This window comes from Blautia caccae (assembly GCF_040095955.1).
Taxonomy (GTDB): Bacteria; Bacillota; Clostridia; order Lachnospirales; family Lachnospiraceae; genus Blautia; species Blautia celeris.
On record NZ_JBBMFP010000016.1, the window covers coordinates 41081 to 63346 of the forward strand.

20 protein-coding genes, 2 tRNA genes and 1 riboswitch are annotated in these 22266 nt (G+C 48.8%); of the genes, 19 read left to right on the plus strand and 3 right to left on the minus strand.

Annotation, left to right across the window (positions count from 1 at the left end; genetic code table 11):
- The first annotated feature begins 756 nt into the window (after window positions 1-756).
- The 12 genes from WMO65_RS16950 (at window position 757) to WMO65_RS17005 (ending at window position 13454) form a co-directional block, all read left to right on the plus strand.
- Window positions 757-1731 carry a CotS family spore coat protein gene (locus WMO65_RS16950; protein ID WP_033143653.1) on the plus strand — a complete coding sequence of 325 codons (975 nt, stop codon included), beginning with the start codon at window positions 757-759 and terminating at the stop codon, window positions 1729-1731.
- Window positions 1732-1930: 199 nt separating this feature from the next.
- The gene (locus tag WMO65_RS16955; RefSeq protein ID WP_033143652.1) at window positions 1931-3667 is read left to right on the plus strand and encodes a phospho-sugar mutase; all 1737 of its coding nucleotides are present in this window, start codon (window positions 1931-1933) and stop codon (window positions 3665-3667) included.
- A gap of 181 nt (window positions 3668-3848) precedes the next feature.
- Entirely contained in the window at window positions 3849-4124 is a 276-nt protein-coding gene (locus tag WMO65_RS16960) for an HU family DNA-binding protein (protein ID WP_018593723.1), read from the plus strand.
- Between the two features lie 7 nt (window positions 4125-4131).
- Entirely contained in the window at window positions 4132-4371 is a 240-nt protein-coding gene (locus tag WMO65_RS16965) for an RNA-binding S4 domain-containing protein (protein ID WP_033143651.1), read from the plus strand.
- Between the two features lie 105 nt (window positions 4372-4476).
- Window positions 4477-4764 (plus strand): sporulation protein YabP, encoded by a 288-nt coding sequence (yabP, locus tag WMO65_RS16970; protein ID WP_033143659.1) that lies wholly within the window; start codon window positions 4477-4479, stop codon window positions 4762-4764.
- 13 nt (window positions 4765-4777) lie between these two features.
- Complete coding sequence (gene yabQ / locus WMO65_RS16975) at window positions 4778-5254, plus strand: spore cortex biosynthesis protein YabQ (protein ID WP_225305391.1); 477 nt, start codon at window positions 4778-4780, stop codon at window positions 5252-5254.
- The gene (locus WMO65_RS16980; protein ID WP_186971126.1) at window positions 5205-5504 is read left to right on the plus strand and encodes a septum formation initiator family protein; all 300 of its coding nucleotides are present in this window, start codon (window positions 5205-5207) and stop codon (window positions 5502-5504) included. Before yabQ ends, WMO65_RS16980 begins: the two co-directional genes overlap by 50 nt.
- Before the next feature lie 120 nt (window positions 5505-5624).
- Complete coding sequence (locus tag WMO65_RS16985; RefSeq protein ID WP_033143649.1) at window positions 5625-7112, plus strand: SpoIIE family protein phosphatase; 1488 nt, start codon at window positions 5625-5627, stop codon at window positions 7110-7112.
- Window positions 7113-7153: 41 nt separating this feature from the next.
- Window positions 7154-8497, plus strand: a complete 1344-nt coding sequence (gene tilS, locus WMO65_RS16990; RefSeq protein WP_118594126.1) for a tRNA lysidine(34) synthetase TilS — start codon at window positions 7154-7156, stop codon at window positions 8495-8497.
- Window positions 8490-9011: a hypoxanthine phosphoribosyltransferase gene (gene hpt, locus WMO65_RS16995; RefSeq protein WP_033143648.1), complete on the plus strand. Its 522-nt coding sequence runs from the start codon at window positions 8490-8492 to the stop codon at window positions 9009-9011. Before tilS ends, hpt begins: the two co-directional genes overlap by 8 nt.
- 27 nt (window positions 9012-9038) lie before the next feature.
- A complete protein-coding gene (gene ftsH, locus WMO65_RS17000; protein ID WP_148392072.1) occupies window positions 9039-10871 on the plus strand; it encodes an ATP-dependent zinc metalloprotease FtsH in 1833 nt (610 codons plus the stop codon).
- Window positions 10872-11327: 456 nt separating this feature from the next.
- Window positions 11328-13454 (plus strand): glycoside hydrolase family 13 protein, encoded by a 2127-nt coding sequence (locus WMO65_RS17005; RefSeq protein ID WP_148392073.1) that lies wholly within the window; start codon window positions 11328-11330, stop codon window positions 13452-13454.
- A gap of 233 nt (window positions 13455-13687) precedes the next feature.
- Here WMO65_RS17005 and WMO65_RS17010 read toward each other — a convergent pair whose 3' ends face one another.
- The 3 genes from WMO65_RS17010 to WMO65_RS17020 form a co-directional block, all read right to left on the minus strand.
- Window positions 13688-14617 carry an AraC family transcriptional regulator gene (locus tag WMO65_RS17010; RefSeq protein WP_148392074.1) on the minus strand — a complete coding sequence of 310 codons (930 nt, stop codon included), beginning with the start codon at window positions 14615-14617 and terminating at the stop codon, window positions 13688-13690.
- A gap of 412 nt (window positions 14618-15029) precedes the next feature.
- Window positions 15030-15115 (minus strand) — tRNA-Leu (locus WMO65_RS17015).
- A gap of 35 nt (window positions 15116-15150) precedes the next feature.
- A tRNA-Tyr gene (locus WMO65_RS17020) sits at window positions 15151-15232 on the minus strand.
- A 196-nt stretch (window positions 15233-15428) separates the two neighbouring features.
- Window positions 15429-15608: riboswitch (cobalamin riboswitch) on the plus strand.
- 188 nt (window positions 15609-15796) lie between these two features.
- On the opposite strand from WMO65_RS17020, the gene nikB reads away from it, so the two are divergent.
- The 7 genes from nikB (at window position 15797) to WMO65_RS17055 (ending at window position 22221) form a co-directional block, all read left to right on the plus strand.
- Window positions 15797-16735: a nickel ABC transporter permease gene (nikB, locus tag WMO65_RS17025; protein ID WP_243128795.1), complete on the plus strand. Its 939-nt coding sequence runs from the start codon at window positions 15797-15799 to the stop codon at window positions 16733-16735.
- A 1-nt stretch (window position 16736) separates the two neighbouring features.
- A complete protein-coding gene (gene nikC, locus WMO65_RS17030; RefSeq protein WP_148392076.1) occupies window positions 16737-17561 on the plus strand; it encodes a nickel transporter permease in 825 nt (274 codons plus the stop codon).
- Window positions 17562-17581: 20 nt separating this feature from the next.
- Window positions 17582-19201 (plus strand): ABC transporter substrate-binding protein, encoded by a 1620-nt coding sequence (locus WMO65_RS17035; RefSeq protein WP_243128796.1) that lies wholly within the window; start codon window positions 17582-17584, stop codon window positions 19199-19201.
- 10 nt (window positions 19202-19211) lie between these two features.
- A complete protein-coding gene (locus WMO65_RS17040; RefSeq protein ID WP_054353681.1) occupies window positions 19212-20000 on the plus strand; it encodes an ABC transporter ATP-binding protein in 789 nt (262 codons plus the stop codon).
- Window positions 19990-20949, plus strand: coding sequence for an oligopeptide/dipeptide ABC transporter ATP-binding protein (locus WMO65_RS17045; protein WP_148392077.1), 960 nt, complete (start codon window positions 19990-19992; stop codon window positions 20947-20949). Before WMO65_RS17040 ends, WMO65_RS17045 begins: the two co-directional genes overlap by 11 nt.
- 50 nt (window positions 20950-20999) lie before the next feature.
- The gene (locus WMO65_RS17050; RefSeq protein WP_158587346.1) at window positions 21000-21902 is read left to right on the plus strand and encodes a LysR family transcriptional regulator; all 903 of its coding nucleotides are present in this window, start codon (window positions 21000-21002) and stop codon (window positions 21900-21902) included.
- 124 nt (window positions 21903-22026) lie between these two features.
- Window positions 22027-22221 (plus strand): hypothetical protein, encoded by a 195-nt coding sequence (locus tag WMO65_RS17055; RefSeq protein WP_148392079.1) that lies wholly within the window; start codon window positions 22027-22029, stop codon window positions 22219-22221.
- The last annotated feature ends 45 nt before the right edge of the window (window positions 22222-22266 follow it).

Here is a 22266-nt window from a genome sequence, read left to right on the forward strand (position 1 = left end):
TGCTCCCATTTACTAAATTCATCGGCAAGGGCCTCTTCATTAAGTAACTGGGGCAAGTGGATCTTCGGCTCTCTCCGCTAGACACTCGCCAGCCTGTATCCCCGCCTCCCCTGCCCTCACATCACACCGGCTGTTCGGGCTGACAGCGAAGAACAGATAGCTGTGAGGGAAAAGTCCTCACCGTGAGGAGTTTTTAGGTGAGGGAAGGTGTTGGAATCGGGAGATGCGTTGGGATAGCGGAAGTGATTTTTTGGAGCTGTATATTGTTATAGAAACAATTCGTATAGGGGAAAAGTAAAAAACCGTTGATACTGCGAGGAATGATCGTGGTGTCAATGGTTTTTTTGTTATGGGTGAGCTTATGGGTGAGCTATTTCCATCCGCAGTCATTAAAAGAGCGGACAAGGAGACCGACAACCGCAGTGCTCATATCAACAGGCAAGCCGAAAGCCAACCGCAGCACTCCTATAATCAGACAGCAGGCGGGGAGGGCGGGCGGGGGGAAGGCAGGGAGGCGAGTGTTTTGTGGAGAGAGCCGAAGATCCACTTGCCCCAGTTGATTAATGAGGAAGCCATTGCTGACGAATTTAGCAACTGGGAGCAAGTTAGCTGAGGGGAACGGAGCCAGGAGCCGCCCTGCCTTCCCCCCGCCCGCCCTCCCCGCCTGCTGTCGTCCGCCTGCATATATTTTCGCCTTCTACGTTTCTAATCTCCTGCATAAAATAGAGAGGACACAAAGTAAAGGGGGACAAGGAAGTGTATGATAGGGGTCTCAGCGTACTGGAGCAATACGGACTGGAAGCAAAATCCACATACCGCGGAAGAGGTGCACTCATCTGCGACACCCAGGCCGGTCTGGTTCAAATCCGTGAATATAACGGCTCGCCCAGAAAGCTTGGTTATCAGGCTAAGCTTCTGGAGATTGTAAGTACCCGGAATCAGATCAGCGTGGATTCACTCCTTCCTAACCAGGAAGGCGCATACGTCTCAGCCGACAAAGACAACATACCCTATGTGGTAAAGCGGTGGTACGAAGGAAGAGAATGTGACACCCAGTCTATGAAAGACATTAAACGCAGCGTAACAGCCCTGGCGAGTCTACATAAAACAATGAAAATGCCGGTCCAGACACACTATGTCAAGGAACCGCTTCTCATGGAATATGAAAGGAAAAACAGGGAGCTGCGGAAGATCCGTAAATTTGTCTGCCAGAAACGGCGGAAAAATGATTTTGAGCTCAGGTATCTGGACAGCATTGCCTGTTATCTGTGGCATGCGGAGGAGGCCCAGAGGAGGCTTAACTGCTCTGATTATGAGGATCTGCGGTGCCGGTCCCTGGAGACAGGGGATGTATGCCACGGGGAATACAACCAGCACAATGTGCTGATGCTTGCCCAGAATACGGCTGTCATCAACTTTGACCGGTGGCACTATGATGTCCAGATGGAGGATCTCTACCAGTTCATGCGCAAAATATTGGAAAAGCATAACTGGGACCTGGAGATGGGGCGGCAGATGCTTCTGGCCTATCATGAGGAGAAGCCTATGAATGTGCAGGAGTTAGAGAACCTGCGCATCCGTTTTGCCTATCCGGAGAAATTCTGGAAGCTGGCAAACTACTACTATTCCCACAGCAAAGCATGGATTTCCGAGAAAAACCTGGAAAAACTGGAGAAACTCATAGCCCAGCATGATAATTGGATGAACTTTGTCGAAAATATTTCGGTATAAAGTTTCTGAAAACCCCTGTGCAATGTTTGAATTTTCATCGGTGATAGTGTATAATGTATTTCATAGTTACTGTCCGCAGCGCTCAATACGCAGGCTGCGGGCTGTGATGACCCATAAAGGAGCGGTCCGGCAGGCCATAGAGGAGTTGGTGCCGAGGACGTCCGCTATAAATCAACGTTGCACAGGGAGGTAGTAGAATATGGACTACAAAAAGCTTTATGAGGAATGGCTCTCCAACCCGTATTTTGATGAAGATACCAAAAAAGAGTTGAAAGCAATTGAAAATGATGAAAATGAAGTGAAAGAACGCTTTTATAAAGAGCTGGAATTTGGTACCGCAGGTCTTCGAGGTGTGATCGGTGCCGGTGTTAACCGCATGAACATCTACACAGTGAGAAAGACCACACAGGGTCTGGCAAATTACATAGCAGCAGTGAACGGTCAGGCCAAGGGCGTGGCGATTGCCCATGACTCCCGCCGCATGTCCCCGGAATTTGCCAAAGAAGCAGCGCTGTGCCTGGCTGCCAACGGTGTAAAAGCCTATATTTTCGATTCCCTGCGCCCCACACCGGAGCTTTCCTTTGCAGTGAGAAAGCTTGGATGTATTGCCGGAATCAATATCACAGCCAGCCATAACCCGCCGGAGTACAACGGATACAAGGTTTACTGGGAGGACGGAGCCCAGATCACACCGCCTCATGATTCAGGAATCATGGACGAGGTAAAAAAAGTCACAGACTTTGCCGCTGTTAAGACCATGGACGAGGAGGCAGCAAAGGCAGCCGGCCTGTACCAGGTGATCGGACAGGAAGTGGATGACGCTTATATGGAAGAGCTGAAAAGCCAGGTGATCCACATGGATGCCATCAAAGCCATGGCAAAAGAACTGAAAATCGTGTACAGCCCTCTGCACGGCACAGGAAATATTCCTGCAAGACGCGTGTTAAAAGAGCTGGGATTTGAAAATGTATATGTAGTAAAAGAGCAGGAGCTGCCGGATGGTGAATTCCCTACAGTCAGCTATCCAAACCCTGAAGCAGATGAGGCTTTTGACCTGGGCTTAAAGCTTGCCAAAGAGGTGGATGCAGATCTGGTGCTTGCCACTGACCCGGATGCTGACCGTCTGGGTGTCCGTGTAAAAGACAGTAAGACAGGGGAATACCATACCCTTACCGGCAATATGTCAGGCTGCCTGCTGGCTGACTATGAGATCGGCCAGAGAAAAGAAATGAACGGAGGACTGCCGGGGGACGGTGCCATGGTATCCACCATTGTTACCACCAATATGGCAGGAGCCATTGCCAGACATTACGGCATCCGCTTCATTGAAGTGCTGACAGGATTCAAATACATAGGCCAGCAGATTCTGGGATTTGAGACATCAGGAAAAGGTACCTATCTGTTCGGATTTGAGGAGAGCTACGGCTGCCTCATCGGTACCCACGCAAGGGATAAGGATGCCATTGTGGCAACTATGGCTCTTTGTGAGGCTGCCGCATATTACAAGACAAAAAATATGACACTGTGGGATGCCATGATCGCCATGTACGACAAATACGGCTACTACAAAGATGATATCCAGTCCATCACCCTGAAGGGGATCGAGGGCCTGGAGAAGATCCAGACCATCCTGGAGAACCTGAGAAAGAACCCGCCGTCCGCCATCGGTGCGTACAAGGTGACCTCCGCAAGAGACTACAAGGCAGACACCGTTGTGGACATGGAGACAAAAGAGGTAAAGGCAACCGGACTTCCAAGCTCCAATGTACTTTACTATGATTTGACTGATGATGCATGGGTATGCGTTCGTCCGTCCGGCACGGAGCCTAAGATCAAATTATACTATGGAATCAAGGGTACATCCCTGGCAGATGCAGACGAGAAATCCGCTGCACTTGGACAGGCTGTAAAGGAATTAATAGATAAAATGATGTAAAAAGGGGTATTTGCCCGAAGATTCAAAAAAATTCCCTGCAAGCGTAATGTATGTGCTTGACAAACACAGGGAAAAAAGGTATAAATAACAGTAGGCTTTCACCGGGTAAGTGGTAAAAAGCCCTATGAGACTATGAAACTTATTGAGAAATAAGGGAGAATTCATTTAGGAGGAAATACTCATGAACAGAACAGAATTAGTTGCAGCTATGGCTGAAGCAACAGAATTATCCAAAAAAGACGCAGAGGCAGCTTTAAAAGCATTTATCGATGTTGTAACTGCTGAGATGAAGAAAGGTGAAAAAGTTCAGTTAGTCGGCTTTGGTACATTTGAAGTATCCGAGAGAGCTGCAAGAGAGGGAAGAAATCCTCAGACTGGCGAGACTATGACAATCGCAGCTTCCAAATCTCCGAAATTCAAAGCAGGCAAAGCTTTAAAAGACGCTGTGAACGAATAAGAGAAAAATGAGACTTGACAAGTATTTAAAGGTATCCCGCCTGATAAAACGCAGAACCGTTGCAAATGAGGCCTGCGATGCAGGGCGTGTCCTGATCAATGACAAGCCCGCCAAGGCATCCGCTCAGGTGAAGGCCGGTGATATCCTGGAGATTCAGTTCGGCAGCAAGAATGTGCGTGTGGAAATACTGGACGTACAGGAGACTGTGAAAAAAGAGGCGGCCAGTGAACTGTTCCGCTATCTTTAGGCACGGCCGCATTCTGTGAAATTACCGAATGTGAATGGAAAAGGTATATTGTTTTTGAACCCCCCATATAATCTTTTAAGAGAGATATATGGGGGATTTGTTATTTTGGAAGAGAAGCAGGTGAAGACCGGACATAAGCTCCAAATGACTGACAGGGAGACGGGAAGCATATCCGGAGTAAAAGATGTGGTGGCTTTTGATGACGGGGAGATCAGTCTGATCACAAATGCCGGCATGCTGACTATAAAAGGGTCTGAACTCCATGTGACCCGTCTCGATCTGGATAAACAGGAGGTGGACATAGCAGGCCAGGTGGACAGTCTTGTCTACAGCCAGGGGACGGTTCTGAAGTCCAAGGGCGGAGACGGCATGTTAAAGAGGCTCTTTAAGTAATATGAGCGGATATATGCAGCAGGAGCTGCTGTTTTTCTGCAGGACCTTTCTGGCCGGAGTCCTGCTTGCGGCAGCTTACGATATACTCCGTATTTTCCGGAATGTCATATCCCACAATGATTTATTTGTTAGCCTGGAGGACCTGCTATACTGGTGCGTGGCAGGCGTTTTTCTTTTCTCCGTCATTTATCTGGAAAATGATGGGATCATACGGGTATATGCTCTGGCGGGCATATGTCTTGGCGCGCTGATCTATCATTGGGGCCTGAGCGGTTTTCTGGTGAAGTATCTTTCCGCTTTTTTGTCAAAGATTAAGTGTTTATTAAAAATACCGCTGAAACCACTGTACTATCTGAGAAAAAGGTTGAAATTTTGGCTGTCAGGGGTTAAAATTTCCTTATCCAAACAAAAGTCGATACGAAAAGTCAGGAAGAATCAGAATGAGAAGAAAAAAGAAAAAAAGCCTGCAGAACAAGATCGCCATGGTTAGCGTGACGTTTGTTGTAGGTGTTTTATTTATAGGTTTAATGGCAGAAAGCAGCAGATTAGAAGGAAAAGTAGCACAGTACGAGACGAAAAAGAGCGAAGTGAGCGCTAAAATAAAAGACGAGGAAGCTCGGACGAAAGAGATTGATGAACTGAAAAAGTACATGCAGACAGATGAATACGCCAAGGAAGTGGCCAGGGACAAACTGGGTCTTGTGGAAGGAAATCAGATTATCTTTAAAGAGGAAGAATAAGGAACGGATTTTGTCTAAAAGTTTTTCACTTCTGCAGCGTGTTTTTGACAAAGATTGAAGCCAAAAGCATCTATAATACACCTTTGATAGCGATTGCTTATTCAGGGGAGGTAATACCAGATGCAGGAATGGATCATTGCCATGCTCGTGGTCAGCGCCCTGTTGATACTGCGGGACATGGCAAAAACTATTTTTTCAGACATGAAAAAAAGTGCAGCCACTTTGGTGTACGACCAGCATCCACAGAAAGAGAAAATGCAGCGCTATGCACGTTCTTTCCAGAAACTTGCAGACAGCTTTTACGGCATGCCATACCGTAAAGATTACTTATCAGGCGGGGAACTGGAAGAACTGGTGGAACAACTTAGAGAGAGACAGTGTAAGACATGCCCGGCAAACCATATCTGCTGGAAGCAGCATTCCGTGCAGTCATACCAGAGAGTCTACAGCCTTTTCCGTGTTATGGAGGAAGGGGACGAGGAGAAACTCAGGGTGGCGAAGACGGAGCTCACAGGGGTCTGCATCAACCAGGGCAAGCTTACGCAGGAAATGCAGAGGTTAATGGAGAGAGAACGACAGAATCTGATGTGGAATAATAAACTTTTGGAAAACCGGATTGCGGTTGCAGAACAGTTGGGAGAGATGGCACAGCTTATGAAGGTGCTGTCCAGGGATTTGTTCGACATTGTTCAGACGGACCCTGTGTTCCGGGAGGAATTTGCCAAGAGACTGAAAAAGAAGCATATACTTTTGAGAAATGTCTGGATGCTGGAGCAGCCGGACGGTAAGCTGCAGTATTTCTGCGAGCTGCGGGCAAAGGGACAGGCCTGTATCTCCGCCTCGGAGGCCGGGGCAGTGCTCTCGAAAATGAGCGGCAGCAGAATGACCCCCAAGGTGGAGGGCAAGACCCTGATCACCCGGGAGTTCACGGTCATCCGTTTTGTGGAGGAAGTGAACTTCAAGATGCTGTACGGGGTGGCGAAGGTGACAAAGGAGAGGGAGACTATATCCGGTGACAATTACATGTGCACAACAGAGGACAACGGCCAGTTTTTCATGTGCCTGTCCGACGGCATGGGATCCGGCCTGGAGGCCTGCCGGGAGAGTGAGAACGTGGTGGACATGCTGGAGCAGTTTGTGGATTCCGGGTTTACCGGTGAGACAGCAGCCAGAATGGTCAATTCCGTTCTGAATCTGCAGACCAGGGAAGGAAAATTCTCCACGGTGGATATTTCCATTGTGGATCTGTACTCCGGAATGTGTCATTTCCTGAAAGCCGGCGCAGCCACCACCTTCATCAAGAGAGATCACTGGGTGGAAGCCATTTCCTCCACAAGCCTGGCTCTGGGACTGGTCCAGCAGGTGGATTATGAATCTACCAGCAAGAAGCTCTACGAGGGAGATTTTATCATCATGGTGACAGACGGGGTGCTGGACGCCCTGCCGCCTGAGAATGCGGAGGATACCATGAAAGAGATCATCCTGCAGACCCACGCAGAAGCAGCACAGGACCTGGGAAGAGGGATTCTGGAGCGGGTACTGGCCCAGTGCGAGTATAAAGCCAGTGATGATATGACAGTGCTTGCAGCAGGCCTGTGGAAAAAGTGAGTAAGAAAGGACTGAAATACCCAATGGACCAAGGAAAAAATATGGAAGAAAAGGTATTTTCTTATATAGAACAGTACAGAATGATAGAAGCGGGCGACCGGGTGATCGCCGGGGTATCCGGCGGGGCAGATTCGGTGTGCCTGTTGTTTTTGTTATGGGAGTATCAGAAAAAGGTGCCGTTTTCCGTACAGGCAGTACATGTAAACCATCAGCTTCGCGGCAGTGAGGCAAAGCGGGATGAGGAGTACGTGGTCAGGCTGTGCAGGGAGCTGTCCGTACCCTGCAGAGTGTATTCCTATGATGTGGAGCGGATTGCCGCCGAGAGACATATGACGGTGGAGGAGGCAGGACGGGCTGTGCGCCAGCAGGCGTTTGGCGATGCGTGTAAAAAGACAGGCGCGAAAAGCACGGCACTTGCCCACCACCGGGATGACCTGGCAGAAACGGTCCTTCACAACCTGGCAAGGGGAAGCGGAGCCGCGGGCCTGGCGGGAATCCATCCTGTGCGCCGGATGGGGGACGGAGTCTATATCCGTCCCCTTTTGTGTGTGGGAAGGTGCGGCATCGAAAAATGGCTGACAAAAAGAGGCATTGCGTGGATGGAGGACAGCACCAACCGGGAGCTGTCCTACACCAGAAATAAAATCCGTCAAAAAGTCCTGCCGCAGCTTGAGGAAATTAATCCCCGCGCCGCGCAGCACATTGCCAGGGCCGCGCAAACTTTTCTATCTGTGGAGGAATATCTTGGGCAGCAGGCGGATATGCTTTATAGTAGGTATGCCGGGGAAAAAGAGGGCGGGATCATCCTTTCAAAGGAGATCTCCGGTGAACACCCTGTCATGCAGGCTTACGTGGTAAAGCGCGTGCTGGCATATCTGGCGGGAGGGGAAAAAGACATCACCTCCGTCCATGTGGAGGAGGCCCTTGAGCTGCTGGGGCACAGGACAGGGAGGCAGAAATCCCTGGCACATGGCATCACGGTACAGCAGTCCTACGGCAATCTTCTGTTTTATAAAAACGCAGAACGGGAAATTCCCGAAAAAGAATTGGAATTCCATGTTTTTTCCCGGGAAAACCAGCAAATTCCTGAAAAAAAGTATACGAAATGGTTCGATTATGATAAAATAAAAGGAAACCTCACCGTGAGAAAACGGCAGCCCGGAGATTATCTGACTGTCACCCCGGCGGGAGGAAGAAAAAAATTAAAAGATTATCTTATAGACTGCAAGATTCCCAGGCAGGAGCGGGAGAACCTGACCCTGCTGGCGGACGGTTCCCACATCGTATGGGTAGTGGGGTACCGTATCAGTGAATATTACAAAATTACCGAGCAGACAAAAACAGTAATCGAAGTACAGGTCAAAGGAGAAATGGAAGATGAGTGAGACAATCAGACAGCTGATCAGCGAAGAGGATGTGGACAGAAAGATCCGTGAGATCGGAGAGCAGATAAGCAGGGATTATGAGGGCAGGCAGGTACATTTGATCTGTGTGCTCAAGGGCGGCGTGTTTTTTACCTGTGAGCTGGCAAAGAGGATCAATGTTCCGGTGAGCCTTGATTTTATGTCAGTATCCAGCTATGGGGATGACACCAGCTCCAGTGGTGTGGTCAGGATCGTAAAGGATCTGGATGAGAGTATAGAGGGCAAGGATGTCCTGATCGTGGAGGATATTATTGATTCCGGCAGGACACTGAGCTATCTCATAGAGGTGCTGAAGCAGAGGAAGCCCAGCAGCCTCCGCCTCTGTACACTTCTTGACAAGCCGGAGCGCAGAGTGAAGGACGTGAAAGTGGATTATGTCTGCTTTAATATCCCGGACGAATTTGTAGTGGGATATGGGCTGGATTATGCACAGAAATACAGAAACCTGCCTTATATTGGTGTGGTGGAATTATAGTGATATAAGGTGAAAGGAGAACATGACGTGAACAGACAGGCAAAAAGCTGGCTGCCCAGCGTCCTCTTGATCGTTGTACTGGTCATAGGGGGATACTGGCTCTTCAGCCGGCAGCTTACAGTGAATAACGAGTACAGCGAGGCAGAATTCAAAGTCGCAGTTGAGAATGATCAGGTTGTGGAAGTGTATATCCATCCCGAAAAAATAAGTCCCTACGGCAAAGTCAGTGTGGAGTTGAAAAGCGGGGACCAGGAACAGTTCAACACAACAGATGTGCAGAAATTAAGTGATTTCCTGGAGGAAAAGGGTGTGAAACCAAAAGTGGGGGACGTACCCGGAGACAATACTTTTATGTCTTCCATCCTGCCTCTTATCTTAGTGGGTATCATGGTCATTTTTGTGTTCAATCTTATGAGCCGGCAGATGTCAGGCGGCAGTAATGCCAAGATGATGAATTTCGGCAAGAGCCGCGCCAAGATGACGGTGGACAGCGAAAAGAGCGTTACATTCAAAGATGTGGCGGGTCTTCAGGAGGAGAAGGAGGAGCTGCAGGAGATTGTGGATTTCCTGAAAAGTCCTCAGAAATATGTAAAAGTAGGCGCCAGGATTCCGAAAGGAGTGCTGCTTGTAGGCCCTCCGGGAACAGGTAAGACTCTTCTTGCAAAAGCCGTGGCAGGAGAGGCGGGCGTTCCGTTCTTCTCCATTTCCGGTTCCGACTTTGTGGAAATGTTCGTAGGTGTGGGTGCCTCCCGTGTGAGGGATCTGTTTGAGGAAGGCAAGAAGAACGCGCCCTGTATTATATTTATCGACGAGATCGATGCGGTTGCCAGAAGAAGGGGAACTGGCATGGGCGGCGGCCATGACGAGAGGGAGCAGACCCTGAACCAGCTTTTGGTGGAGATGGACGGCTTCGGTGTCAATGAGGGCATCATCGTAATGTCAGCTACTAACCGTGTGGATATTCTTGACCCGGCAATTCTGCGCCCCGGCCGTTTTGACCGTAAGGTGGGCGTGGGAAGACCTGATGTGAAGGGAAGAGAAGAGATATTACAGGTTCACGCCAGGAAGAAACCCCTCGGCGAGGACGTGGATCTAAAAGAGATCGCCAGGACTACAGCGGGCTTTACAGGTGCTGACCTGGAGAACCTGATGAATGAGGCAGCGATTATCACTGCCAGGGACGGCAGATATTTTCTGACCCAGAAGGATATCCGCCAGGCATTCATCAAGACGGGAATCGGAGCGGAGAAGAAGAGCCGCGTGATTTCCGAAAAGGAAAAGAAGATTACCGCGTACCACGAAGCAGGCCATGCGATCCTGTTCCATGTGCTGCCGGAGATGGGCCCTGTGCATACCATATCCATTATCCCTACCGGAATGGGAGCTGCAGGTTATACCATGCCTCTGCCGGAGCAGGACGAAATGTTCAACAGCAAGAATAAAATGCTGGAGAACATCATTGTGGACCTGGGCGGACGTGTGGCGGAAGAGCTTATATTCGGGGATGTGACAACAGGTGCCTCCCAGGATATCAAGCAGGCGACACAGCTTGCCCGCTCCATGGTCACACAGTTTGGTATGTCGGATAAAGTAGGGCTTATCAATTACGGTTCCGATGAAGATGAAGTGTTTATCGGCCGGGATTTGGCCCACGCCAGAAATTATGGTGAGCAGACAGCGGCTCTGATCGACAGTGAAGTAAAACGGATCATCGACGAGTCTTACGGCAAGGCAAAAGAATTGATCAGTGCACATATGGATGTTCTTCACAAATGTGTGGAGCTGCTGTTGGAAAAGGAAAAAATCGGACGGGAAGAGTTCGAGGCGTTATTTCAGGAAAATGCGGTGGCAGAAAGCTAAAATGTAGGTTTTGCGGCGGGTTTTGTACAGATTTCCGAAAGAATGGGAAATGCCGATTTTTGATGCGTGTAAAATTGGTCAAAAAATCGTTAAAAATTTATTTAAGATTGTGCACACTTTTTCCGTGCTGCATGGTATTATAATAACTGTAAAAACCCCCCAATACATTATATAGTTTTTGCTACACCCCATAAGAAGAAATACCTTCTCCAAAAGAGGCAGTCGTAAGACTGTCTCTTTTACTTTTCTGAGGACACCGGCTGTTTCGGGGCTTTTCTGAAGGATATATTTTGTTCCTGTGGGAATTTATACAAAAGTTGTCATTTTTTGTATAAAAGTGTCTGTTTTCAAAAAAATGGTTGTATATGCAGTAAGAGTGGGATAAAATAGATGAAAGATGGGAAAGTAGACCCATGACCGGCAACTTTTTCGACTGAATGATGGAGAGGATGCATTATGAATTACGAATATATGAAGAATGCACAGAAAATTCAGGAGTATGTGACGAACATGCGTCCTGCTTTCAATAAACGTGCGGTGTTCAGTGATGAGACAGAAAATTACAGGACACCTTTTGAACCGGAACCGGGAGACGTTGTAAATGTGAGGATCCGCACAAAGAAAAACAATGTGGATCTGGTCTATCTGGTATACGAGGATAAGAAAAAAGTAATGGACCTGGCTGATTCCAAGGACGGATTTGACTATTATGAAGCCAACATTTCCCTGGGCACTGAGACAGTCAGGTATTATTTTGAGATATATACAGGCAAACTGAACTGTTATTACAACAGGATGGGCGTGGTGCGGGAGATAGACCCGCATTATTCCTTTGGCATTGTGCCGGGCTTTAAGACTCCGGAATGGGCAAAAGGCGCGGTGATGTACCAGATATTTGTGGACCGCTTCTGCAATGGCGATACGGCCAATGATGTGGTGACAGGAGAATACTGCTATATTGACGAACATGTACAGAGAGTGGAGGACTGGTACCGCTGGCCGCAGTCCATGGATGTGCGGGATTTCTACGGCGGTGATCTGCAGGGGGTCTGGGATAAGCTGGACTATCTGCAGGGGCTGGGGGTAGATGTGATTTATTTTAATCCTATCTTTGTCTCCCCCTCCAACCATAAGTACGACAGCCAGGACTATGACTATATTGATCCCCATTACGGGAAGATCGTCAGTGACGGCGGGGATACCCTGAACTGGGGCGACAAGGATAATTCCCATGCCTCCAAATACATTAAAAGAGTGACTGATTATGAGAACCTGGAGGCCAGCAATGAATTTTTTGCCAGATTTGTGGAGGAAGTGCACAAAAGAGGTATGAAGGTGATTCTGGACGGCGTGTTCAATCACTGTGGTTCCTTCAACAAATGGCTTGACAGGGAGCGGATATATGAGCACCAGGAGGGATACGAGAAGGGCGCGTACATTACAGGGGATAGTCCCTACCGCACGTTTTTCCGTTTCCACAATGAATTTGACTGGCCGTATAACCAGTTTTATGACGGCTGGTGGGGGCATGATACACTGCCTAAGCTGAACTACGAGGATTCCCCCATGCTGTATGAATATATTATGAAGATTGCCAGGAAGTGGGTGTCACCGCCCTATAATGTGGATGGTTGGCGTCTGGATGTGGCAGCGGATCTGGGACACAGCAATGAATATAATCACCAGTTCTGGCGGGATTTCAGAAAGAATGTGAAAGAAGCCAATCCGGAGGCTATTATTCTGGCCGAGCACTATGGTGAGGCAAAATCCTGGCTCCAGGGTGACCAGTGGGATACTGTCATGAACTATGATGCCTTTATGGAGCCGGTCACCTGGTTTTTGACCGGAATGGAAAAGCACAGTGACGAGTACAGTGAGGGGATGTATGGCAACAGCGACTGTTTTATCAGTGCCATGCAGTATCATATGGCAAGCTTTTATGCACCGTCTCTGATGACTGCCATGAATGAACTGTCCAACCATGACCATTCCCGTTTCCTTACAAGGACAAACCACAAGGTGGGCCGTGTGGCGCATCTGGGTTCCGAGGCAGCAGGGCAGGACATCAACAAGGCAGTTTTCAGGGAAGCGGTAGTCATGCAGATGACATGGCCCGGTGCACCCACGATCTATTACGGAGATGAAGCCGGACTGTGCGGATTCACGGACCCGGACAACCGGAGAACATATCCCTGGGGCCGGGAGGACAGGGAACTGATCCAGTTCCACAGGGACATGATCGCCATTCACAAGGGGAACCGGGAGCTGATAGACGGCTCTTTAAAGTTCCTGGCAAATGATTACCAGCTTTTGTGCTACGGCAGATTTACGGACAGGGAAAAAACTGTGGTGGCTGTGAACAACAGTGACCAGACCAAGATGGTGGAGTTGTCTGTCTGGGAGCTGGGGATATCCAGGAGCAGGGAAGCGCGTTTTAAACAGCTCATCGTGACCGGTGACTTCGGCTATAGCCTGATTAAGAAGATTCATGTCTGTAAGGGCGGAGTTGTGCGGATGAGAGTGCCCTCCCACGGAGCCATGGTGATTAAATGTGTTGTGGATAAAGACAGAAGAAATGATTAAAAGCATACAAAAAGACCGGCTGAATGTGCCGGTCTTTTTATCATGTCGCATACCGGAATCGAACTATTACAGTTTCATCATCTGTGCAGATAACTATAATCTGTGCATGATTTAACTATTATTAGTAATTAATGGAATGAAAAACACTTTATATTTTGCAAGTAATTCACGTTTTAATTTCTAAAGAGAACTGGGGCTGCCCCACATATTGCAGAGCAGCCCATTCACGTTTGCTATACCTTTTTCTTTACTGCATACCACAGTTCAACGTAGCCCATATCGGAATCCCCGCCGTAAATCTCAAAGTTCATACCATTCACCTGCTCATATTCAGCGGTAGGAAGCCATTCAGAAAAAAAACGCTTATGCAAGTTATTTACAACTTCGACAACATTATCCCATTTAAACTTTTCAGACGGAAATATTACCCATGTGCTGGCAGGTATATTCGCAACTGTATATCCGTCAACCTTGCTGTTTTTATTTCTGAATGCACACTGCATATATGCGAATGTCCCGGGTTCCGTTTGTTTATAATCACATACCCCATGTACCTTGCATAAGCCGGGGCTGACAAACAGAGGTAAATCACCGGCATCTGCCGCAAGTTTTTCATATGCACCGTTCACGTAATTTTGATTCCAAAGCTCATGAGGATTGTTTGGGTGTACAGCGTTATCATGCAGAATATCTGCATTAACACCTATTCCATCTGTATTAAAAATACCCTCGTAGCCAAAAACCTGAAATGCCTCTTTGTTTTCAATGCGATAATCCATTCTTTTCTCTCCTTTGACTGAAATTTGGAAAGAAATTCTTGGGTATGCTTTAAGTGTTACACCACCAGCGCGCGCTTCCGTCGGTGTAACCCCGTGGAGTGTTCGAAACGCGCGTGAAAATGAAACCGGCGAATCGTAACCATACTTTAAAGCGAGATCAATCACTTTGATATTGCCACCTTGCTGCAGTTCCATTGCTGCCATCGTCAGCCTCCTTCTGCGAATGTATTCCGTTAGCGAAATATCGGTAATAAATGAAAACATCCGAGAGAAGTTATAAATTGAACAACAGGCAATTCGTGCCAGCACTTCTTGATCAATCTCACCTGTCAGGTTATTCTCCACATACGCGAGTGCCAAATCCATACGGGTTAATAAATCCAAAAATCTCCCTCCCTTCAAACAAAGTATACTCAATATATAAATTGCTGTCGCAACATTTTAAGCCGAGTATTGTATAATTCTATATTTATATCATACCATAGAAAAAATATCTGGAACATATCTATTATTAATATTTAACGAACCACGCTTACCTGAGCCATGTTCTGCTGGTGCGGTATCCGGGAGACGGACACAGGCACAAAGGAAACGGGGCTAAAGCGTATCAGAATCCACGATCTACACTATAGTTGTGCCACACTGCTCTATGCAAATGGTGTGGATATGAAATTCATACAGTAATAGCTTTGATATAGTACGCAACTATAGGTAATTTCTCTGTAGTCACTGTTGCGGCAGTTATACAACACAAAAAAGACTCAAACAATTACTTGTTTAAGCCTTTCCTGATTACTGCCGCAGACCGGAATCGAACCGGTACGGGTATCACTACCCACGGGATTTTAAGTCCCGGGCGTCTGCCAGTTCCGCCACTGCGGCAAAAGATATCGGATAGGCGAACCTATCCGATAAAATGGACGGTGGTGGATTCGAACCACCGAAGCAATTTGCAGCAGATTTACAGTCTGTCCCCTTTGGCCACTCGGGAAACCGTCCATGTTTTATTTAGATATGTCAGTTCTCTCTGACAAGATATTATTATAACAGATTTTTTCCAGATTGCAAGGGCTTTTTCGGTATTTATTTGAAATGAAGCGGATAGATAATGGATGGGAAATTTTTATCTATAACAAATTGTGATGTATAAAAAGTTGCAATCCATAAATATTCAAGTATAATAAAGACTTAGAGATTGATCATACAGGATATAAGTTGCTATTGCAGCATGAAAAGAGAAACCGGTGCAAGTCCGGTACGGTCCCGCCACTGTGACAGGGAGCGCTCAGATGTTATGCCACTGGACAGAAGTCCGGGAAGGTATCCGGGTGCGCTGAACTGAAGTCAGGAGAACTGCTTATATCTTTAAGATGTTTCGCACGGCTGATGGGAACTCTTGAAATAAGGGCAGGATTCTGCATTTTTTAGGTAAATTTTGAGAGTTAGGGACAGTCTGTGTATCGGGCTGTCCTTTTTTGATGCGCAGAAGGAACGCGGCTGCATCCGGCAGCGATGCGGACCGCAGATATCTCAGAGCTGTTAATAGCAATGGAGGTGAAAAGGTTGAACAAGAAAAACACAGGCAGAAGGCTGGTCCAGATTGTGATCGTACTGATGGGGATCAGTTTTTTTACATTTGGACTCACCTATCTGTCGCCGGGGGATCCGGCGGAGATCATGTTAACAGAGTGCGGCAATGTGCCCACGCCGGAACTTCTGGAAAAGACAAGGGCTGAACTGGGACTCGACAAACCGTTTCTGGTGCAGTACGGAACCTGGCTGAAGGGAGTGATGACCGGAGATATGGGAACTTCTTATTCTATGAAGGTTCCCGTGGTGGACAAACTGGTATCCTGTTTCCGGCCCACACTGGAACTGGCGCTGGCTTCTCTGGTCATCATGGTGCTGATATCCGTTCCGCTGGGAATCTTATCAGCAGTCTGCCGGAATAAATGGGTGGACTATCTGGTGCGGGCGCTGACCTTCCTTGGAGTATCGGTTCCGAACTTCTGGATCGGACTGATCCTTCTGAGTATATTCGGTGTGACGCTGCGGTGGGTAACCGTTTCCGGGGGAAGCACGGATTTCAAATCCCTGATCCTTCCCGCCGTGACTTTGGCTATTGCCATGTCCGCAAAATACACAAGACAGGTGAGGATAGCTGTTCTGGAGGAACTGAACCAGGATTATGTGACGGGTGCCCGCATGCGGGGAATCAGGGAGCGAACAATTCTGTGGAAGCATGTGCTGCCAAATGCCATGCTGCCGCTGGTGACCCTGCTGGGTCTTTCCCTGGGAAGTCTTCTGGGAGGAACCGCAGTGGTGGAGATCATTTACAACTGGCCGGGCATGGGCAGTATGGCGGTAAAAGCCATTTCCTGCAGGGATTATCCCCTGGTACAGGGCTATGTGCTGTGGATCGCACTGCTCTACATGGGAATCAATCTGCTGGTTGACCTTTCCTATACCCGTCTGGATCCCAGATTAAAGGAGGAGCGGTGATTTGAAGGTATTAAGATTTTTGAAGAACAACAAACAGTTTACCGTCTTTCTTCTTCTGGCCCTGGCAATTGCGGCAATAGCTGTCTTTGCGCCCTGGATCGCTCCGCGGGACCCCTATGATGCTGTGATGAGTGATTCTCTAAAGGAGCCGGGGAGCACTTATGTCTGGGGAACCGACAAGCTGGGGAGGGACGTGCTCTCCAGAGTTATATACGGAACCAGGTCATCCCTGACCATGACGCTGTGTCTGGTGGCGGTCATCTTTGTGGTGGGGACTGCTTTTGGAATTCTGGCGGGATATTTTGGCGGAGCTGTGGACGCTGTGATCATGCGGATTGCGGATATGATGATCTCCTTTCCCGGTCTGGTGCTGGCAATCGCCATAGCAGGTCTTCTGGGGCCCAATATGGTAAATGCCGTTATTGCCATCTCGGCTGTGAGCTGGACAAAATATGCCAGACTTGCCCGCAGTATGGTCCTGAAGATCAAACAGAACCTGTATATTGAGGCGGCTGTTGTAACAGGAACGAAAAGGGGCAGCATAATTATGAAATATGTGATCCCCAACATGATCACAACCATGGTGGTGACAGCAGCCACAGATATTGGGACCATGATGCTGGAGTTGGCATCCCTGTCCTTTTTGGGATTCGGGGCGCAGGCGCCCACCCCGGAATGGGGGCTGATGCTCAATGAGGGCAGAACCTACATATCCAAAGCCCCCTGGCTGATGATCTATCCCGGCATTGCCATTGTAGTCGTTGTGGTCGTCTTCAATATGCTGGGCGACAGTATCCGGGATATCCTGGACCCAAAACAAGAGTAAAACAGAAGGAGAAAAGAGATATGGATCAATTTTACAGAAAAATCATGTGTGCCCTGCTGGCGGGAAGTCTTGCAGCGGGATTGCTGGCAGGCTGCGGAAACAGCGCCGGGGAAAAGGCGGATACAGAGGATACGGCAGCTTCCGGGGAGAACTCCGCCTTAGATAAAACAGGCGGAGACGGCGGTGAGATCACCATAGGCGTTACAAGCTTTGCGGATACTCTGGAGCCTACAGAGCAGTATTTCAGCTGGGTGGTGTCCAGATACGGAGTCGGGGAGACGCTGGTGCGTTTTGATGAAAACGGCGAGATCATGCCCTGCCTGGCAGAGAGTTGGGAGATCAGCGAGGACCAGCTCACCTGGACGTTTAAGATTCGTGAGGGAGTCAAGTTCTCTAATGGGGATGACATGACACCAGAGCTTGTGAAAGCATCCTTGGAACGTACCTTTGAGCTCAGCGACAGGGCAGTCTCCTTCTTTGAGCCTGCATCCATGGAGGTGGACGGACAGAACCTGCTTATCAAGACAAAAGAGCCGGTGGCCATCCTGCCGGGAAGTCTGGCAGACCCGCTGTTCCTCATTGTGGATACCCAGGCGGATACGGACGCCTTTGCCATGGAAGGTCCCATCTGTACCGGACCTTACGCAGTGGAATCTTTCAGCCCCACAGATTCCTGCGTTGTAGTCCGCAACGAATATTACTGGGATGGGGAAGTGCCTCTTGACAAGGTGACGCTTAAGTGCATAGATGACCAGACAACGCGTTCCATGGCCCTGCAGACAGATGAAGTGCAGATCGCGTACAATCTGAAGACGGAGAATCTGGCAGATTTTGAGGACAGCGGGGAATATAATATACAGCAGTTAGAGTCCCTGCGGTCCACCTATGCCTTTATGAACCAGAATGGCGTGCTTGGTGATAAAGCACTGCGCCAGGCGGTCATCAGAGGGCTGGATAAGGAAACTTACTGTGATACCCTGCTGGAAGGCGGAGCCACAGCGGGAAAAGCTCCGGTTCCCCCCACACTTGATTTTGGCTTCGATGAGCTGAAGGATGAAAACGCATATGACCCGGACGGCGCGAAAGCGCTTCTGGAGGAAGCAGGTTACAAGGATACAGACGGGGATGGATTTGTGGAGACACCTTCCGGAGAAAAACTGGAGCTGAATTTTGTCATATATACAAGCCGCGAGGAGCTCAATGTCTACGCGCAGGCAGCACAGGCGAGCCTGAAGGATATCGGAATCAATGTAAAATTGAATACAGTCAGCTATGAGACTCTGCTTGACATGAGAGATTCCGGAGAATTTGACATGCTCATCTGGAATGTCCTGGTGGCAAACACCGGTGACCCGGAAAAATATCTCCGTGAGAACTGGTACAGCACCTCATCCTCCAACCAGATGGGATACAGCAATCCGCAGGTGGATGAGCTTCTGGACCAGCTTGTCACAGAATTTAATGAGGATACAAGAAAGAATCTGATCATGCAGATACAGCAGCTCATCATGGATGACGCGGCAACGGTGTTCTTCGGCTATGAGACCACCTATCTGTTTTCATCAAAAAGTGTGACAGGGGTGAAGATGTATCCCATGGATTATTATTGGCTGACCAAGGACATTTCCCTGGCTGAATAGAGGAGAGGATATGCTTGAGATCAAGGATTTGACAGTCCGTTACGGAAAGCAGGAGCCCACAGTGGAGAGTTTTCAGCTTTCCATGAAAAAAGGCGAGATTGTCAGCATAGTAGGTGAGAGCGGCAGCGGCAAGACAACGGTGATCCGGGCAGTGCTGGGAGCGCTCCCCGGTTCGGGATATATAAGCGCCGGTGAGATATATTTCCAAGGGGAGGCACTCACACAGAAATCCGGGGAGGAGTGGCGAAATCTGAGAGGAACCAGAATGTCCATGATCTTCCAGGACTGCGGCGGAACCCTCAACCCCATTCGGAAGATCGGAAAACAGTATGTGGAGTATATCTGTACCCACAGCAGAGTTACCAGACCGCAGGCCTGGAACAAGGCTGCAGAAATGCTGAAGAAGATGCGTCTGGCCGACGCGGAAAACATTATGAAGAGCTATCCCCACCAGTTGAGCGGCGGTATGCGCCAGAGAGTGGGAATCGCCATGGCCATGACATTTCAGCCTCAGCTTCTGTTGGCTGACGAGCCCACCAGCGCTTTGGATGTGACCACACAGGCGCAGATCGTGCGGCAGATGATGGAGCTGAGAGACAGATACGAGACAGGGATTATTATCGTGACACATAACCTTGGCGTAGCTGCCTATATGGCGGATAAACTGGTTGTCATGCAGAACGGCAAAGTGGTGGATCAGGGTACCCGGGATGAGGTGATGAATCATCCGGTCAGTGATTATACCAAAAGTCTTTTGCAGGCTGTTCCGGAAATGGAGGGTGAACGTTTTGTTTCATGAATCGGATGTTGTGTTAAAGGCAAACCATATTGTAAAACAGTTTTCCGCGCCGGGAAAAAAGGTACTGACTGCCTGCAGTGACATCAGTCTGAATGTGTACAAAGGAAAGACCCTGGGGATTGTGGGGGAGAGCGGCTGCGGAAAATCCACCCTTGTGCGGATGCTGATCCAGATGGACGCCCCTACCAGCGGTGAGATCCTATGCCACGGCAGGGACATTGTACATCTGCCGGAAAAGGAAAAACGGCTGAACCGCCAGAACATGCAGATGGTGTTTCAGGACCCGCTGGCTTCTTTTAATCCCAAGATGAAGATCATAGATATCCTGACAGAGCCGCTCATGAATTTTAAACGGCTGAAGAAGAGTGAGAAAGAGAAGAAGGCAAAGGAGCTGCTTGGGATGGTGGAGCTCTCCGAGGACTTTTTATACAGATATCCCCACAGTATGAGCGGGGGACAGCGGCAGAGGGTGGGGATAGCCAGAGCACTTTCCCTGGAGCCTGAGGTGCTGGTGTGCGACGAGGCCACTTCGGCTCTTGACGTATCCATACAGAAGACGATCATCGAACTTCTGGTAAAGCTCCAGAAGGAGAAGGATATCAGTATTGTATTTATCTGTCATGATATTGCGCTGATACAGGCATTTGCCCATCAGATCGCTGTGATGTACCTGGGGCATATTGTGGAAGTGATACCGGGGGAGGCAGTGCGGACCAGGGCAGTGCATCCCTATACGCAGGCGCTGCTGGGCTCGCTGTTTTCCATACATATGGAGCAGAACTGTGAGATCAGGAGCATTGAAGGGGAGGTCCCAAGTCCACTTGACGTTTTGGAGGGATGTCCGTTTCAGAGCAGATGCAGTTTCTGCGGCAGCAGGTGCAGAACAGAGAAGCCAAAGCTTCGGGAAATCAGGCCGGGTCACCAGGCAGCCTGCCACCGCTTTGGATAAAAAAAAGCAGATATTTCTTATCAGACAAGAGAGAAGACGGGGGTTCAGGAATGGAGATGAAACAACTGCAGTATTTTGTGGTGAGTGTGGATACCGGTTCGATCAGCAAGGCGGCGGAGATGCTGTATACAACACAGCCGCATGTGAGCATGACGATCGGCAAGATGGAGAAAAGCCTGGGGGTCCGTCTTCTTAGGCGGAGTAAGAAGGGTGTGGAGATGACCGTGGAGGGGGAACTGGTCTATGAACAGGCGCGCAGGATTTTAAAAGACATGCAGGTGATCCAGCAGGTGCAGACAAGCGTTAAGTCAGAAGTGTTCTGTCTTTCCTCCATGCCAAGCAACCTTCTGGCCGGTCTGTTTGCGGAATTTTACAGGCGGGAACAGAACCTGCAGGCCAGATATCTGGAAGGTACCCTGGAAATGGTGCTGCATCAGGTGACACACCGCCGTGCAGAACTGGGATTTGTCTTTGTCTCGGAATTTCAGAAAAATGCGGTTGACCGTATGCTGGAGCAGAGGCATCTGGAATTCCATATGTTAAAGGAGACAAGGCTTGTATTGTTCGCAGGCCCCGGCAATCCCTATTATGACAGGAAAAGTGTAACAAAAGCGGAACTGCAGAAGATACGCTTTGTCCAGAACCTGGAAGAGGGGATTCCCCTGTTTCAGCATCCCGGTAATCTGAAGGAAAAGCTGGTGGATTCCCAGTTTTTCTACAGAGGTGTGGAGGTGTGCAGTGACCATGCCATGACCCAGCTTCTGCTGAAAACAGATTTGGGAAATATCAGTTGTCTGATGGACTCCAGACTGCACAGAGACAGCAGGATACACAGAATTGAGCTGGAGGACTGCAGGGTGAAAGTGTGCTGCGGATATATTAAACGTGCCGGCAGGGAGCTTGGGGGGTGCAGCAGGAGATATATTGAATATGTGAAAGAAGGGTTGGAATAAAGGTTTCCGGGCATCAAAGCCGTTTTGCAGAGAACTCTTTTATGGCATTTTTATTTCATCTGTATATCACTTTTACCGTTTTAATACGGCGGGTGGTAGGATAAATGCCATAGGAGGGACAGTTATGAAATATATCAGGGAGACGATCCGAAGAGCAGAATATCGGTTTGACACAACAGCAGCCCGTTTTGCACGGAGACATCCGTGCATAGCGCTGTTCTGCACTTTTATCGGGGTACCGTTTTTTATTCTGGGAGCGGTCTGTGTTTTGGCCTCCGCTGTGGTGTGCCCTATAGCCTGGGTCAACGGATGGATGTAAAAATAAAGCTTTTCCTCTTTTTGTTCCTTGCATAACTACAGGGCA